The organism is Embleya sp. NPDC001921 (assembly GCF_053594475.1).
This window is the reverse complement of the sequence record NZ_JBSFEO010000004.1, coordinates 1-14,932: the sequence shown is the minus strand read 5'-3', so window position 1 is coordinate 14,932 and position 14,932 is coordinate 1. Positions and strand designations below refer to the sequence as shown.

Genomic DNA, 14,932 nt, shown 5'->3' with positions numbered 1-14,932 from the left:
AGAGCCCTCCGCAGCACGCCGTGCGCAGCACCCGGAAGGAACCATGACGATCACCGCCGACACCACGCGCGCCGGACGCCCCGCGGCCGAGCCCAAGTGGAAGGCCACCGCCACCTACCCCGAACGCCCCAAGGGCTGGAAGGGCGTGTCCAAGCTGGAGGAGTTCATCGACGCGATGATCGACCTCGGCCAGACCGGCCAGATCTTCGGCGAGCACGGAATCGGCAAGACGGCGACGTTCTTCAGCCACATCCCCGAACGGCACGACGACACGGTCCTGGTCTTCGTACCCGCCGCCAACCTGACCCCCGACGATCTGCTGATCAACGCGCCCGTCCGGGACGAGCGCACCGGCGAACTGGTGCTGCGTCAGTTGATCATGCGTCAACTGCGGCCCGGGAAGCGGTTCGTGCTGCTGATCGACGACGCGTTGCAGGCGGGCGAGACGATCCAGTCGCAACTCATGCAAATAGCCTGCAACTGGACGCTCGGCGAACACGACCTGCGCGAACTGGGCTGCGTGGGTGTCTTCCTCACCGACAACGAGTCGCTGGCCGAGACCGCGACCCGGCGCACCGACCTGGCCATCCTGGACCGGATGGTCACGGTCAAGATCACCGCGACCGACACCGCGTGGCGGTTCAAGCTCGCCGAGCGCTTCGCCGGCACCGACCTGACCCCGGTGTTCCAGGTCTGGACGAGCCTGTCCCCGGCACTGCGCCAACTGGTGTCCCCGCGCACCCTGGAACATGTGATCGACTGCGCGCTGGCCGGCTTCCCGCTGGTGTGGGGGCTGCCGTTGGTCAACGGCGACCGGCTCGCGCTGACCGAGACCAAGAAGGACGGCTCGCCCGGCCCGGACCGCACCGACGAGGTGCTGGACCGGATCGCCGCCGGCCTGAACGTGCGCAACCCCGACCAGACGCCGGACGCGGTGCGCCGGATCGTCCGCGAGGCGATCCACCGCCGCTGGTCGGTGCTGATCCAGGGCCCGCCCGGGTGCGGCAAGACCGAGGTGGTGCGCGAGGTGGTGCGCGCCGAACTCGGCCACGACCCGCTCTACTTCTCCCTGCCGGTGACCAACGTCGAGGACCTGTGCGCGCCGGTGCCCACCCCGGACGGCTCGCTGGAGAACCTGCTCGCGGCCAAGTTCACCGATCCCGGCGCCAAGGTGATCGTCTGGGACGAGTACAACCGGCCCAAGGACAAGTCGACCTTCGCCAAGCTGATGGAGGTCACCCAGGAATGGTCCATCGCGGGCCGCCCGATCCCCGGCCTGCGCGCCCAGATCGCGTTGCAGAACCCGCCGTACCACCTCGGCCGCAAGATGCTCGTCTCGCGCAACAACATCGCGCAGGCGACCCGGTTCACCGCGTCGCTGACCATCCGTCCCGAGGACATCCCGGCCAACGAGTGGTTGATCAGCACCTACGGCCCGGTCGCCGAGACGGTCCTGGAGTGGTGGAAGAACGACATCGACGACGAGGGCCGGGACTGGATCACCAAGCGCACCCTGGAGCGGTTGATCAAGCTGCACAAGCGCGATCTGCCGCTGGAGATGGCCAAGGTCTACCTCGGCGACGGCGAGTACGCGCCGGTGCCGCTGAACGCGCTGGAGGCCCGCTTCGCGGAGAACCCGGCCACCGGCCTGGGTGACATCTCGGCCAATCTGGCCGAGTGGGTGCGCCGGCTGGAGGCGGCCAACGAGGAGTCGGGCGAAGGCACCGACGACACCGACATCGTGCACCAGGTGCTGGCCAACGCCGAGTTGAGCCAGCTCCGCGAACACCTGGACACCGTGGCGCAGTTGCTGGCCGGCCTGCCGCCCAAGCTGCGTTCGAGCTACCTGGTCGGCCAGTCCGTGGACAAGCAGCGGTTCTGGATCGAGGCGTTCGCGAAGATGCCGAGGAAGTAGACCCGGAAGACGCGGTCCCGGACACATGGTCCCGCAAACGCCGTCCCGGAAAGGCCGTCCCGGAAAGGCCGTCCCGGAGAGACGGGACGGCCGAGCCCCGGCCCGCCCGTCAGCGCTTGCGGCGGGCGGTGCCGAACAGGCTGCGGGTGATCTCCCGGCCGATCTGGGTGCCCACCGAGCGCAGCATGGACTTCACCGCCGCGTTGCCCATCACCTGGTCGACCATCCCGGACTTGGGCTTCTCCGCGCGCCCGCGCCGGCTCTCCGGCTCCGACTCGGCCGCCCGTTCCGGCGCCGCCGCCGACTCCGGTCCGGCCAGCGGCGCCTGAGCTGCCGTCAGCTTCTCGTACGCCGACTCCCGGTCGACCGCCGTGCCGTACTTGGCGAACAGCGGCGATCCGTCGACGGCCGCCCGCAGGGCCTCCGCCGGGATCGGCGCCATCAACGACTCCGGGGCCCGCAGCCGGGTCCAGGCCACCGGCGTCGGCGCGCCGTTCTCGCCGAGCACGGTGACCACGGCCTCGCCGGTGCCCGCCTGGGTCAACACCGCGTCCAGGTCGTAGCCCGAGCGCGGGAACGTGGACACCGTGGCCTTGAGCGCCTTGGCGTCCTCGGGGGTGAACGCGCGCAGCGCGTGTTGTACCCGGTTGCCCAACTGGGACAACACGTCGCCGGGCACGTCCTTGGGGGTCTGGGTGACGAGGAAGATGCCCACCCCCTTGGACCGGATCAGCCGTACGGTCTGGGTGATCGCGGTCAGGAACGCCTTCGAGGCGCCGGTGAACAGCAGGTGCGCCTCGTCGAAGAAGAACACCAGGCGCGGCCGATCCGGGTCGCCGACCTCCGGCAGATCGTGGAACAGGTCGGCGAGCAGCCACATCAAAAACGTGGAGAACAACTGCGGCTTGTCCTGCACCGCGGCGAGTTCGAGCACCGAGACCAGGCCGTGCCCGTCGGGGGTGGTGCGCAGCAGATCGGCCGTGTCGAAGTCCGGTTCGCCGAAGAACGCCCCGCCGCCGTTGTTCTCCAACGTGATCAGCGCGCGCAGGATCACCCCGGCGGTGGCGGCGGACAGCCCGCCGATCGCCTTGAGCTCGGCCTTGCCCTGATCGTCCGTCAGGTACTGGATCACCGCGCGCAGGTCCTTGAGGTCGACCAGTTCCAGCCCCCGCTGATCGGCGAAGTGGAAGATCAGGCCGAGCGAGGACTCCTGCGTCTCGTTCAGGTCCAGCACCTTGGCCAGCAGGGTCGGCCCGAAGTCGGTGACGGTGGCCCGGATCGGCACTCCCGGTCCGATCCCGCCGAGCGCGTAGAACTCCGCCGGGCATCCGGCGGGTTGCCAGTCCTGGCCGACCTCGGCCGCGCGCGCGGCGGTCCGCTCGCCCGGCGCGCCCGGCGCGGAGATGCCGGAGAGGTCGCCCTTGATGTCGGCGAGGAAGACCGGCACGCCCTGTGCGGACAGTTGCTCCGCGATCAGTTGCAGCGTCTTGGTCTTGCCGGTGCCGGTCGCGCCCGCGACCAGGCCGTGTCGATTGAGCACCGCGAGCGGGACGCGCACCGGCACCCGCGCGTGCGCGACGCCCTCGACCACGGCCGCGCCCAGTTCCAGCGCGGGTCCGGTGAAGGTGTACCCGGCCGCGATGGTCGCGATCGTGTCGTCCTGCCCGCTCATGCGCTCCTCCGCTCGCCGAGATGCGGAAGACGAATACACCGATAGGACAAGAAATATCCCGATTGCCCCGGCGGATCGACCATCCGAGCCGGCCCGATCCGCACCCCCGCTCCCTCTCATCGGTGCCGGGTGGGGGTTCGGGGACCTCGATCCCGGTAGGCTGAGCCTGTGATCTTCAAGCGGATCGGTGACGGCAAACCGTACCCGGACCACGGGAGGTCGGGTGCCCGGCAATGGGCCGACATCGCCCCGCGGCCCGTGCGTCTGGACCAACTCATCACGACGAAGCGGCAACTCGACCTCGACACGCTGCTCGCCGAGGACTCGACCTTCTACGGCGACCTCTTCGCGCACGTCGTGAAATGGGAGGGCGACCTGTACCTGGAGGACGGACTCCATCGCGCGGTCCGGGCCGCCCTACAACAGCGCCAGGTGCTGCACGCGCGCGTGCTCGAACTCGGCTGAGCGCGCAACCTCGGCGGCCCGATCAGGTGGTCGTCGCGCGTACGGCCCTGCCCCGATACGCAAGGCGCCAGGTCGGCGCTAACCTCGACTCCATGGCGACCGGGATCACGGCCATGCCGTGCAGGAGGAGGACGGGGGCACATCGATGAGCATGCTCACTCCCCGCGGCATGGGAGGCCAGTACAGGATCACTGGCAAGCTGTATCCGCGCATGACGCGGCGCAGGCGACGCATGCCCGTCGTCATCGCGATCGTGGTCGGTCTGGTCGTACTGGCCACGGCCGGCTGGGGCGTGTACCACTTCACGTCCGACGACAAGGACACCAAGGCCGCCGCGTGCCCGTCCCCGACGGCCTCGGCCCCGCCGACCACCCCGCCCGCGGCGCTGCCCGAGCCCAAGACGATCACGGTGAACGTCTACAACGCCACCAAGCGCACCGGCCTGGCCAAGACCGTCTCCGACGCGCTCAAGGTACGCGGCTTCACCATCGGCAAGGTCACCAACGACCCGCTGAACCTGCCGATCGCCGCGACCGCCGAGATCCGCCACGGCTTCCCCGGCGCCACCCCGGCGAAGGTGGTCGCGGCCCAGGTGGCGGCGAGCACCGACAAGGAGGACCAGCGCACCGACGGCTCGGTCGACCTGGTGATCGGTGACGGGTGGACCGACCTGGCCACCCCGGAACAGGCCGCCGCGATCCTGGCCCCGCCGCCCCCGCCGCCCGCGAGCGCCCCGCCGGGCTGCTGACCACCGAAGGACACCCGAAGGCCCCGTCCGAGGGCCTCACCCGCTGCCGCCCCGCACCCGACGGGGCGGCAGCGGCGTGTCGGGCCGGCGTCGGTCAGCCGTTGCCGGGCTTGCCGAACTCCTCGATCAGCACGGGGTACTGCTCCCCGCCGTGTCCGGCGGCGATCGCGCGGTCGGCCATCGCCTTGAACAACCTCGGCAGCTCGGCGTTGACGCCCAGCGCCTCGCTCTCCTCGATCAGGTGGGTCATCGCCCGCGCGTCGGTCTCCAGGGCCGACACCTCGGCCGGGAAGGAGCCGCGGTCGATCTGCTCGGCGTACCCGGGCAGCCATTCGGCCACCCCGGCGGCCATCTGCCGCGCGAACGGCGCGAACGTCGCGGCGTCGACACCGGCCGTCCTGAGCATCGCGGTGCCCTGGAGCCAGGCGTTCAGGACGCTCCACATCATGGCCAGGCCGGCCACGTCGTACAGGGACGCCAGCCCGTGGTCCGCACCCAGGTGGGTGACCGTGCCGAGCGCGCCGAGCGTCGACTCGTGCGCCTCGAAGTCCGCCCGCGGCCCGCTGTGCAAAATCATCGCCTCGGCGGTCCCGATCCCCGGCGGGATGGCCATGATGGCGCCGTCCAGGTATCGGGCACCACGCGACTCGGCCCACCGGGCGGCCTCCCGGGCCTGGGCCGAGTCGCCCGAGGTGAGGTTGATCAACATCGTGCCGCGCAACGCGGCCTCGTTCGCGCCGAGCAGCTCGTACATGGCCTGGTAGTCGGTGACGCAGACGATCGTCAGGGGGCTCGCCCCGAGCGCGTCGCCCACCGTCGGCGCCAGGCGGGCACCCTCGGCCACCAACGTGTCGGCCCTGGCTGTCGTACGGTTCCACACGGTGGTGGGATGGCCGGCCTTCAGGAACGCGCCGGCGAGTGCCCGGCCCATCAGGCCGAGTCCGATGACGGTCACGGGGGTAGCGGTTTCGTTGTTCATGACAGCATCGTCAACGTTGATACCGGTGTGAAGGTCAAGTGAGGTTTTGATGCGGATCGGGGAACTGAGTCGTCGCACGGGCGTCAACGCCCATCAGTTGCGCTACTACGAGGCCCAGGGCCTGCTGGAGGCGGACCGCCGCGCGAACGGCTACCGCGAGTACGACGAGAACGCCCTGCTGCGGGTGAAGCAGATCCGACACCTGCTCGGCGCCGGCCTGTCCTCCGAGGACATCGCGTACCTGCTGCCCTGCGCGGTCGGCGAGGCCCCGGAGCTGCCCGGGTGTCTGGAACTGCTGACCGCGATGCGGTCCCGGCTGCGGCGCCTGGAGGATCAGATGGACCGACTCGCCCAGTCCCGCGACGCGCTCGCCGCCTACATCGACGCGGCCGAGCGCACGGGCGACGAGAGCTACCCACCCTTCGACGACGTCGACCTGGAGTCCATCCCCGCCTGAGCCCAGGCCCGAAGGCACGAACCGAGCCCAACCCGGGACCACGAACGACGAAGGACCCGACCGCACGCGGTCGGGTCCTTCGTATGTCCTGCTCGAGAGCGGTAGCGGTGGGATTTGAACCCACGGATAGCTTGCACCATCACACGCTTTCGAGGCGTGCTCCTTAGGCCACTCGGACACGCTACCGAGAGAGAGCTTACCGGATGCCGGGCTGTGCTTCGTAACCGGATTCCGGGGAGCGGGTGTGGGTGAAGAAGTCGCGCAGGACGGCGGTGCAGTCCGCCGCGGCGACGCCGCCGACCACCTCGGGGCGGTGGTTCAGGCCCCGGTCGCGCAGCACGTCCCACAGCGAGCCCGCGGCGCCGGCCTTGGGGTCCCACGCGCCGAAGACCACCCGGTCCACCCGGGCCAGCACGATCGCGCCCGCGCACATCGTGCAGGGCTCCAGGGTGACCACCAGGGTGCAGCCGGACAGCCGCCATTCCCCGACGGCCTTGGCGGCCTCGCGCAGGGCGAGGATCTCCGCGTGGGCGGTCGGGTCGCCGTGCGCCTCGCGTTCGTTGCGGCCGCGGCCGAGCACCGCGCCGTCCGGGCCGAGCACCACGCACCCCACCGGCACATCCCCGGTGTCGACCGCCAGGGCCGCCTCGGCCAGGGCCAGCCGCATGGCGGGCTCGTAGCGACGAAGCGCGGGGTCGAACGGGGGCTCGGGCACCGGCGGGGGCATCGTGCTCAGCGGACCGTCTCCAACTCGTCCGCGCAGCCCAGACGTTCCGCTATCACCGCGATCGCGTCCGCCGGCAGACCCGCCTCGCCCGCGAGGTCGGCCAACAACTGGGCCGACACCCCCAGGTCCACGAGCACCGTCTCGTCGCCTGCGGGGCCGGGCGGCAGCACGGCCTCGTCGTCCTCCTCCAGGCCGTCCAGCACGTCGGCCGTCAGCAACGCGTCCGCGTAGGCGCTGCGGGAAACCGCGGCCACGTCGGAGACGTAGATGCGCGGATCCTCCTCACCGTCCACTCGGACGACCGCGAACCAGGTGTCCTCCTGTTCGACGAACAGCAGCACCGGTTCGTCGTCCACCGCCGCCGACCGTGCCAGCGCGGTCATCCCCGCCGAGTCCTCGACATCGTCGAGGTCGGCTTCACGGGCCTCCCACTGCTCGTCTGTACGTACGAGCACTGCGGCGAAGTACGCCACGGGACTCTCCAAGATCGTTCGCTTCGGCGTTGTCCCTCGCATCGTGGCAGATACCGGACCACGACGACGGGAATTGGCGCACGTTGACGAACAAGGTCGCCGAGACGATCGAGGAGCGTCGCATTCAGTAACGGAACGTACGCATCCGCATCATCTGCCGTAGTCGCTCGTTGCGCGCGCGTCGCGGCTGGATGCGGGCTCGCAACTCGCGCGCCTCGGCCAGTTCGCGCAGGAAGAGGGTGCGCCGGCGTCGACGCGCCGCCTCCTCCTCGCGACGCTGGGCCGCCGTCGTTCGAGGTTCCCGACTCTCCATCACCACGCCCCAGGACTCGAAAGGCCGCCGAAACCGACGTGGCTGTAGTTCCCGGGACACGCCGGCTCAGTCATCCCTCCGGCAGACCACACCGGAAGGGCGCTCACAAATGGGTGCAACGATCACAATTTGCCCGACATTCCCGCATGCACCCGAGTCGGACCGCCCGCACGACCGACGAATGCCGCCGAACACACCGCGAATCCGACAACCCCGCAGGGCCGCCGGACAGGCCAAACGACTAATGTCACAGCATGCGGATTCACGTCGTCGACCATCCTCTGGTGGCCCACAAGCTCTCCACCCTGCGCGACCGGCGCACCGACTCGCCGACCTTCCGGAGGCTCGCCGACGAACTGGTCACGCTGCTCGCCTATGAGGCGACTCGCGGGGTGCGCGTCGAGCCGGTGGCGATCAGCACGCCGGTCAGCGAGACCACCGGCGTCAAGCTCTCCTACCCGCGGCCCCTGGTGGTGCCGATCCTGCGGGCCGGCCTGGGCATGCTCGACGGCATGGTGCGGCTGCTGCCCACCGCCGAGGTCGGCTTCCTCGGCATGATCCGCAATGAGGACACCCTCGAACCGTCGACCTACGCCACCCGGATGCCCGACGACCTCAGCGGCCGGCAGGCGTACGTACTGGACCCGATGCTGGCCACCGGCGGCACGCTGATCGCGGCCACCAAGCTGCTCCTGGAGCGCGGCGCGCACGACGTGACCGCGATCTGCCTGCTCGCCGCCCCCGAGGGCGTCAAGGTGATGCAGGAGGCGTTCCAGGACACGCAGGCCAACGTCACCGTCGTGACCGCCTCGATCGACGAACGCCTCAACGAGCACGGCTACATCGTGCCGGGCCTCGGCGACGCCGGCGACCGGCTGTACGGCACCGCGGGCTAGCCGGGGACGGCACCCGGCCCGGCGTACCGCCGTCCGAGGTCGATCCCGCACGCGGTTCCCGCACGGGACCGAGGCCCTTCCCCGTCAGGCCGAACGCCGGATGCGCGGCGGCACGCCTCGGCGCATGCTGGAGGTGTGCCCGGGGCTGGGCAGGAGCCCCGCAGGCACCCCGGGACTGTTTGCCGACGCTGCGAAGGTACGACCCACCTTTGCTCCGGCGGGGGTCCCACAGGGGAGAGAGAGTGGCCGGTCCCCCCGCGGCCGCTCCCTCTCCCCTATTGTTTCTCCCCGATACCTCAATCGGGGAGGCGAGGACATGCAGGCGCAGACCAAGAGGATCCTGACGCTGCTCCTGATCGTTTTCGTCATCTACACGATCATCGCCACGCCGGACAAGGCCTCCGACCTCGTCGCGCAGTGGTTCCAGGCGATGTCGTCCGCCGCCAAGTGGTGTGGCGACACGATCAGCGGCTGGGCGAGCTGAGGCGCGCACGTCGAGAGGTGGGGGCGGGGCCGGTCACCGGCTCCACCATCGACCCGTACGCGATACGTCGCTACCTGCTGCCTACCGAGATCTGCGCGATAGCCGTGCGCCGGCACTGGGCGATCATCCTGCGCCCGCTGGCGACCACCGCGCTCGGACTGATCCTGCTCATCGCGCTGCTGGTGTACTTCCCGGCCGAGAACCTGGCCGTGCACTACGGCGTGTGGCCGATCGGGGCCGGGCTCCTGCTGTGGTGCTCGGTCCACGTGCTCACCTGGCGCAACGACTACTTCATCGTGACCGACAAGCGAATCATCCTGACCACCGGACTGATCGCCAAGAAGGTCAACATGATGCCGCTGACCAAGGTGACCGACATGAGCTACCGGCGCACACCGGGCGGTCGAATACTCGGGCACGGGACGTTCGTGATGGAGTCGGCCGGGCAGGATCAACCTCTCAAGGAGGTCGGGTTCGTCCCCCGACCCGACGCGGTCTACCTCAAAGTGTGCGATCAACTGTTCGGTCCTGGTGTCGACTAATCGGCAGAACCGGCGAGTAACGCGAAACGGCTGGTAAAACCTCGAATTTTCTTTGCGGTGATTCGCGGCTTTCGTACTGTCGACATGCCGCTAGATACACCCGCATCACCTGACAAATCGGGGATGTCGCAAGGGGTTTGGGGCGGTTCCCCTCGCCGGTAAGGGGCTACCGAACGACGGCTGCCGTTCCACCATGGCCGGCAGCGGCCAGGTTCCGCTCCAGGACCGACGAGGAGGTGGGCTCTCCAGTGCTGCTGCGAGATGCTTCCCACGAGGGCACGGCCGGCTCGACCGCCGACCGCGCCGCGCCCGCGCGCCTTCCCCGTACCGGCATCCCCCGCGCCCGCGCGGTCAGGGGTTCCGGCACCGACACTCCCCAGGACACGCGCACGCTGTCCCGAACCCTCCTGCTCCGCCTCACCGATGTCGTCGAGGGATCGGCCGAGCACGCTTACGTGCGCAGCACCCTGGTCGAGCTGAACCTGCCCCTGGTGCGCTTCGCGGCCAACCGCTTCCGCAGTCGCACGGACCAGTACGAGGACGTGCTCCAGGTGGGCACCATCGGGCTGATCAAGGCGATAGACCGCTTCGACCCGCATCGCGGCGTCGAGTTCCCCACCTACGCCGTGCCGACCATCATCGGCGAGATCAAGCGCTTCTTCCGGGACACCTCGTGGAGCGTGCGGGTGCCCCGCCGACTCCAGGAGCTGCGACTGGCCCTGGCCGAGGCCACCGAGCAGTTCAACCACAAGTACGACCGCGCCCCGACGGTCGTCGAGCTGGCCAAGCACCTGAATCTGACGGTCGAGGAGATCCTCGAGGGCATGGAGGCGGCCAACGCCTACTCCCCCGCGTCGCTGGACGCACACGACCTCGACGACGACCGCGACAACGCGCTGATCGCCCGGCTCGGCCAGGAGGACGAGGCGCTCGACGGCGTCGAGTACCGCGAGGCGCTGCGACCGCTGCTCGCCCGGATGAGTCCGCGCGATCGGCAGATCATCATGCTGCGCTTCTTCGGCAACATGACGCAGTCGCAGATCGGCGAGCGGCTCGGCATCTCGCAGATGCACGTCTCCCGCCTGCTGGCCCGCGCGCTGGCACGCCTGCGCGCCGACCTGTCCGCCTGAGCGGTCCCGACCTCGACGCCGCCTCGACCGCTGCCCGGCAAGGCCGCTGACGGATCGTCAGCGGCCTTGCCGGGCGCCGGCTCGGGCCCGGAACCCGGGCCCGGAACCCGGGGACAGGGGCGGGGGCGGGCCCGGACCCGCCCGGTGACGCTTCGCTCAGAAGGCGAGCAGCCGGGCCCGGAGCTTGAGCTCCGTGATCGGGTCGATGTCCAGACCCTTGCGCAGGTAGTCGTCGAACGAGCCGTACTTCTTCTGCACCTGGCCGAACGCGGTGTCCAGGTACGACTTCTGCACGTACAGGAGCGGGTCCATCAGGGTCGGGTCCTGCATCAGACCGGCGGCCTTCAGCCCTGCCTTCGTGCCCTCGTTGCGGGCCCGGAGGTAGTCGTTGCTGGCCAGGTAGTCGCCGTAGACGGTGGCGTCGTCGACACCCAGCGCCTTCAGGACGACCGCGGTCATCCAGCCGGTGCGGTCCTTGCCCGCCGTGCAGTTGTAGATCACCGACTTGCCGTCCGCGATGTCGCGGAGCACGGTGGCGAACTGCGCGCGCTGGGCCGGGTCGTCGACGAAGCCCCGGTAGATGTTCTCCAGCGCGGCCGCGGCCTTGCCGTTGCCCAGCAGTTCCTGCTGCTTGATCGGATCCCGGCTGCCCACCGCGGCGTTGGTGATGTTGGTCAGGTTGCCGTCGGCGATCGGCAGGTTCTCGACCACGGTGCCGGTGGGCAGCTTGTTCACGCCGTTGGCGGCGATCTCGGTGTCCGTACGGAAGTCCGCGGACACGTCCAGGCCCATGCTCGCCAGGCGGGCCACGTCCGCGTCGGTCGCCTTGCCGAGCGCGTCGGTGCGGAAGACCTGGCCGTACTTGACGGTCAGGCCCCGGCTGGTGCGATAGCCGCCGATGTCGCGGGCGTTCGGCGCGCTCTGCAGGCCGAGCGAGCGCGGCGCGGTGACCATGCCGACGAACGGGCCGGTCGGGGTGATGTCGAAGTACCAGCGCTTGGCCGGGTCCAGGCCGGACACGGTCAACGAGTTGCCGTTGGTGGTCCCGACGAGCGAGGTGAAGCGGTCCACGTCGGTGGACGCGTACACGTGCATCGGGCCGGGCCACCGGTCGGTCCAGGTGACCGTGTACGTACCGTCCGCGTTGGCCGTGGCCGACGCGCTCGTGACGATGCCGAGGCCGCCTCGGGCCGAGACGTTGGCGTCGCTGTCGCCCGCGCCGGCCGAGGCCTGGGCCGAGGTGACCGCGACGGAGCCGCCGAGCGTGAGCGCCGCCGTGACGGCGATGGTCGCGAGGCGGATGGTGCGTATGCGCATGCGGTTGTGCTCCCGAAGAGGAAGTGTTCGTGAGCGCGCGGGAACCACCTGGAAAACAACCGGTCGTTGCTACCGTGCGCCGGGCACCACTGTAGTGAGGACGGGTCGCCCGCTCCAGACGGTGCCGTATGGAGAGACGAACGCATCATCGCCGGCGCCGCCCGGCTCGTCGCGGTCGGCGAGCACCCGATCACCAACCGACCGCATTTCCCGGCCACTTGGCGACGCGGTCGGCGCGACCTCCGCATCCGGGACATCCGCGGCCACGACGGGGAACGCCGGCACGGTGCTCGGGAGTTTCCCTGATACGCCGTCAAATAGGTACCGAGCACCGGGATTCCGGGTAGGAGCCCGCCGTCCGCACGGTGGTCGGGGCGGCCCTGGGGCAAAGTGGGGACCAATGCGCGCGCGTGCGCACACGGGCACGGGCCGTGCACGCTATACCTGTTGATACCTGTCGCACGGGTGGGAGGACGCACGCCCACCGGCGACACGACGGGACCGGCTCGCCGGCCGGCCCGAGGCGAAGGAGGAAGCCGTGCCGGACGGTACCAGCAAGCGCCACACCCCCGGCGATGGTTCGCCGGCCGAGCCCATCCCGCGAGCACAGGGTCCACGACGTCCCGCACCGGTCGGTCGCGAACGTCCCGATCCCGACTACGACCGCCGACCGGATCCGGACTACGACCGTCGGACCGACCCGGAGTACGACCGTCGCCCCGACGCGGAGTACGACCGCAACGGGGCCGCGCCCGAAGGCCCGATGGGCTACCCGGACTCGGCGCCGGATCAGCCCGGACGCCGATCCGGCCGCGCGCGGCGGGTCGCGAACTGGTTCGGCTTCGGCGCGCCGGCCGAGGAGGACGAGCCGGATCCGTACGACCGCCGGCCCGGCTTCGGACGGCGCGATCCGTACGAGGCCGATGCCGGGTACGACCAGGGCCCGGACTACGACGCCGACTACGACTCGGCGCCGCCCCCGACGTCGGGGCGCACACGGCGGCGGACCGGATCCTCGCACTGGGAAGACGTCATGCTCGGCTCGTCGCCGTCACCGGGCACGCCGATGTCGGACAGCATCCCCGGCGACACGATGCCGCCGGACCGACTGCACCGCGGGCCGCAGGGCGTGCTCCCGCCGTCCCGCGGAAGCACTCGCCCGGGACGCCGCGAGGACCCGACGCCCCGGTGGCAGCCCGACGCCGACGACGACATCGCACCCGCGGACCCGATGGATCCGGTCGATCCGCTCGACCCGGGACCGAGCCCGTCGTCCGAACGCCGCCCGGCCTACCCGCCGATCCCCAAGCACAGGCCGGCTCCGGCGGTCGAATCCGACCGACCGACCACCCTCGACAAGGTGCCGCCCCGCGGTGACGCCGAGGATCGTCGACAGCTCGACTCCGCGACCGCACCGGATTCGGACGACGACGCCGAGCCGGGAACATCGTTCGTCCCGGTGCCCAATGCCCCCCGCGTCCCCTACCGCCCCGGGCCCGCGGCCGAGAGCGCCGGGGACGAAGTACCGCGAAGGATGCTGCGCATGTTGCCCCCACCCGCCCTCGCCGACGGCGGCGGCATGGTCGTCGACGGCGGCCGGCTCGGCCGGTTGAACGTCCGCGCCGCCGGCGTCCGCGGCGAACTGCACCAGCAACAGGGCCTGCCGCGGCAGAACTGCTTCGCGGTCGGCCCGGACCCGAGCACACGCTGGACCATCGCGATCGTCTGCGACGGGGTCGACAACGCGCACGCGTCCGAACTCGCCGCCCAGATCGCGGTCCGCAGCGCCTACCGCACGGTCGCCCGGATGGTCGCCCGCGAGCGACACGAGAACTGGGACTGGGCCGGCGTACAGGCCGAGGTCGAGGAGGACCTGCGCACCCGACTCGCCGGCACCGCCGACCGGGCGCACGAACTCGGCCGCTCCGAACCCGCGACGCGCCTGGCGATATTGGTCACCGCCGCGGATCCCCTGGAGGACGACCGGGTCGACATGGCCGTGCTCGGCGACAGCACCGTGCTCCGCCTGGCCCAGGGCGGCTGGCGCGCGCCGCTGGGAATCCGGGACACGACCGCGGAGACCGCCCCGGCCGCCATCCCCGACCAGGCCGGCGACGACCAGCTCCGCATCTGCCGGACCACGTGGCGCCCGAGCGACGTCCTGGTCATGATGACCGGCGGCTTCGCCGAAGCGCTCGGCCAACCGACGGCCGGGCTCGCCCCACGCCTCGCCGAGGATTGGCGTACTCCGCCATCGCTCTTCGACTACCTGCGCGACGTGGACGAGGGCCTTCGCCTACGCGAGGACGACGGCTGCGTCGTCGCACTGTGGCCCTCGGTGTGACCCCTTGACGCGAACGACGCGCCGTTTCGGGCGTTGAATATCAATGCGGCGAATGTAGATACGCCGGCATACCGCGTACCTCGGGCGGGACCCCGAACAATTGGGGCCCGCCCGTCGGTATGTCAGCTCACGGCAATGAGTACGGCAATCGCGACCACGATGATCGCGACCACGACACCGGCGATCAACAACACCGGCGGGGTGCTGCGTCGGGCCGGTTCGCCGGGGGCCGCGGGGCGGTCCTCGTTGACGAAAGCCCGGAACATCTGAGTGCTGGCTGCGGGATCCATCTCGTTGTCAGGCATGCGCACGACCATACCGCACTCGAAAAACGCAAAAGGCCCATCCCTGTTCGGGATGGGCCTTTCACACGTAGATTCCGGCGGCGTCCTACTCTCCCACACCCCTTCGAGTGCAGTACCATCGGCGCTGGAGAGCTTAGCTTCCGGGTTCGGAATGAGACCGGGCGT

Annotated in this window: 16 protein-coding genes, 1 tRNA gene and 1 rRNA gene; 9 read left to right on the top strand and 9 right to left on the bottom strand. The window is 70.3% G+C overall.

The features are described 5' to 3' along the window. Positions 1-43 precede the first annotated feature (43 nt). The gene (locus ACWCPW_RS05240) at positions 44-1,915 is read left to right on the top strand and encodes an AAA family ATPase (protein WP_449760232.1); all 1,872 of its coding nucleotides are present in this window, start codon (positions 44-46) and stop codon (positions 1,913-1,915) included. A gap of 109 nt (positions 1,916-2,024) precedes the next feature. Here the strand turns inward: ACWCPW_RS05240 and ACWCPW_RS05235 are convergent, their stop codons facing one another. Beyond that, positions 2,025-3,587 (bottom strand): helicase HerA-like domain-containing protein, encoded by a 1,563-nt coding sequence (locus ACWCPW_RS05235; protein ID WP_449760231.1) that lies wholly within the window; start codon positions 3,585-3,587, stop codon positions 2,025-2,027. 168 nt (positions 3,588-3,755) lie between these two features. On the opposite strand from ACWCPW_RS05235, the gene ACWCPW_RS05230 reads away from it, so the two are divergent. Further along, complete coding sequence (locus tag ACWCPW_RS05230; protein WP_395866557.1) at positions 3,756-4,052, top strand: type II toxin-antitoxin system VapB family antitoxin; 297 nt, start codon at positions 3,756-3,758, stop codon at positions 4,050-4,052. A 232-nt stretch (positions 4,053-4,284) separates the two neighbouring features. Further along, positions 4,285-4,800: a LytR C-terminal domain-containing protein gene (locus ACWCPW_RS05225; RefSeq protein WP_449760230.1), complete on the top strand. Its 516-nt coding sequence runs from the start codon at positions 4,285-4,287 to the stop codon at positions 4,798-4,800. 94 nt (positions 4,801-4,894) lie between these two features. On the opposite strand, the gene ACWCPW_RS05220 is transcribed toward ACWCPW_RS05225, so the two are convergent. Beyond that, positions 4,895-5,779, bottom strand: a complete 885-nt coding sequence (locus tag ACWCPW_RS05220) for an NAD(P)-dependent oxidoreductase (RefSeq protein WP_449760229.1) — start codon at positions 5,777-5,779, stop codon at positions 4,895-4,897. A 49-nt stretch (positions 5,780-5,828) separates the two neighbouring features. Here ACWCPW_RS05220 and ACWCPW_RS05215 point away from each other — a divergent pair, with 49 nt between their 5' ends. Beyond that, entirely contained in the window at positions 5,829-6,236 is a 408-nt protein-coding gene (locus ACWCPW_RS05215; protein WP_449760228.1) for a MerR family transcriptional regulator, read from the top strand. A gap of 99 nt (positions 6,237-6,335) precedes the next feature. Here ACWCPW_RS05215 and ACWCPW_RS05210 read toward each other — a convergent pair. The 4 genes from ACWCPW_RS05210 to ACWCPW_RS05195 form a co-directional block, all read right to left on the bottom strand. After that, positions 6,336-6,422 (bottom strand) — tRNA-Ser (locus tag ACWCPW_RS05210). 10 nt (positions 6,423-6,432) lie between these two features. Then, complete coding sequence (tadA, locus tag ACWCPW_RS05205; RefSeq protein ID WP_449760227.1) at positions 6,433-6,963, bottom strand: tRNA adenosine(34) deaminase TadA; 531 nt, start codon at positions 6,961-6,963, stop codon at positions 6,433-6,435. A 5-nt stretch (positions 6,964-6,968) separates the two neighbouring features. Beyond that, positions 6,969-7,436 carry a tRNA adenosine deaminase-associated protein gene (locus tag ACWCPW_RS05200; protein ID WP_355534957.1) on the bottom strand — a complete coding sequence of 156 codons (468 nt, stop codon included), beginning with the start codon at positions 7,434-7,436 and terminating at the stop codon, positions 6,969-6,971. 124 nt (positions 7,437-7,560) lie between these two features. Continuing rightward, the gene (locus ACWCPW_RS05195; protein ID WP_395866549.1) at positions 7,561-7,749 is read right to left on the bottom strand and encodes a hypothetical protein; all 189 of its coding nucleotides are present in this window, start codon (positions 7,747-7,749) and stop codon (positions 7,561-7,563) included. Between the two features lie 254 nt (positions 7,750-8,003). On the opposite strand from ACWCPW_RS05195, the gene upp reads away from it, so the two are divergent. From upp to ACWCPW_RS05175, 4 genes are all read left to right on the top strand, one after another. Further along, positions 8,004-8,645 (top strand): uracil phosphoribosyltransferase, encoded by a 642-nt coding sequence (gene upp / locus ACWCPW_RS05190; RefSeq protein WP_449760226.1) that lies wholly within the window; start codon positions 8,004-8,006, stop codon positions 8,643-8,645. Positions 8,646-8,961: 316 nt separating this feature from the next. Beyond that, positions 8,962-9,129, top strand: a complete 168-nt coding sequence (locus tag ACWCPW_RS05185; RefSeq protein WP_406297491.1) for a hypothetical protein — start codon at positions 8,962-8,964, stop codon at positions 9,127-9,129. A gap of 17 nt (positions 9,130-9,146) precedes the next feature. Continuing rightward, positions 9,147-9,671 carry a PH domain-containing protein gene (locus tag ACWCPW_RS05180; RefSeq protein ID WP_449760225.1) on the top strand — a complete coding sequence of 175 codons (525 nt, stop codon included), beginning with the start codon at positions 9,147-9,149 and terminating at the stop codon, positions 9,669-9,671. 248 nt (positions 9,672-9,919) lie between these two features. Beyond that, the gene (locus ACWCPW_RS05175) at positions 9,920-10,801 is read left to right on the top strand and encodes a SigB/SigF/SigG family RNA polymerase sigma factor (RefSeq protein WP_161362103.1); all 882 of its coding nucleotides are present in this window, start codon (positions 9,920-9,922) and stop codon (positions 10,799-10,801) included. A 156-nt stretch (positions 10,802-10,957) separates the two neighbouring features. Here the strand turns inward: ACWCPW_RS05175 and ACWCPW_RS05170 are convergent, their stop codons facing one another. After that, the gene (locus ACWCPW_RS05170; protein ID WP_449760224.1) at positions 10,958-12,118 is read right to left on the bottom strand and encodes a tyrosine-protein phosphatase; all 1,161 of its coding nucleotides are present in this window, start codon (positions 12,116-12,118) and stop codon (positions 10,958-10,960) included. Positions 12,119-12,656: 538 nt separating this feature from the next. Here ACWCPW_RS05170 and ACWCPW_RS05165 point away from each other — a divergent pair. Continuing rightward, entirely contained in the window at positions 12,657-14,462 is a 1,806-nt protein-coding gene (locus ACWCPW_RS05165; protein ID WP_449760223.1) for a protein phosphatase 2C domain-containing protein, read from the top strand. A 122-nt stretch (positions 14,463-14,584) separates the two neighbouring features. On the opposite strand, the gene ACWCPW_RS05160 is transcribed toward ACWCPW_RS05165, so the two are convergent. Next, entirely contained in the window at positions 14,585-14,767 is a 183-nt protein-coding gene (locus ACWCPW_RS05160) for a hypothetical protein (protein WP_395866537.1), read from the bottom strand. Between the two features lie 72 nt (positions 14,768-14,839). Then, positions 14,840-14,932: ribosomal RNA gene (gene rrf / locus ACWCPW_RS05155) — 5S ribosomal RNA — on the bottom strand; the annotation flags it as partial.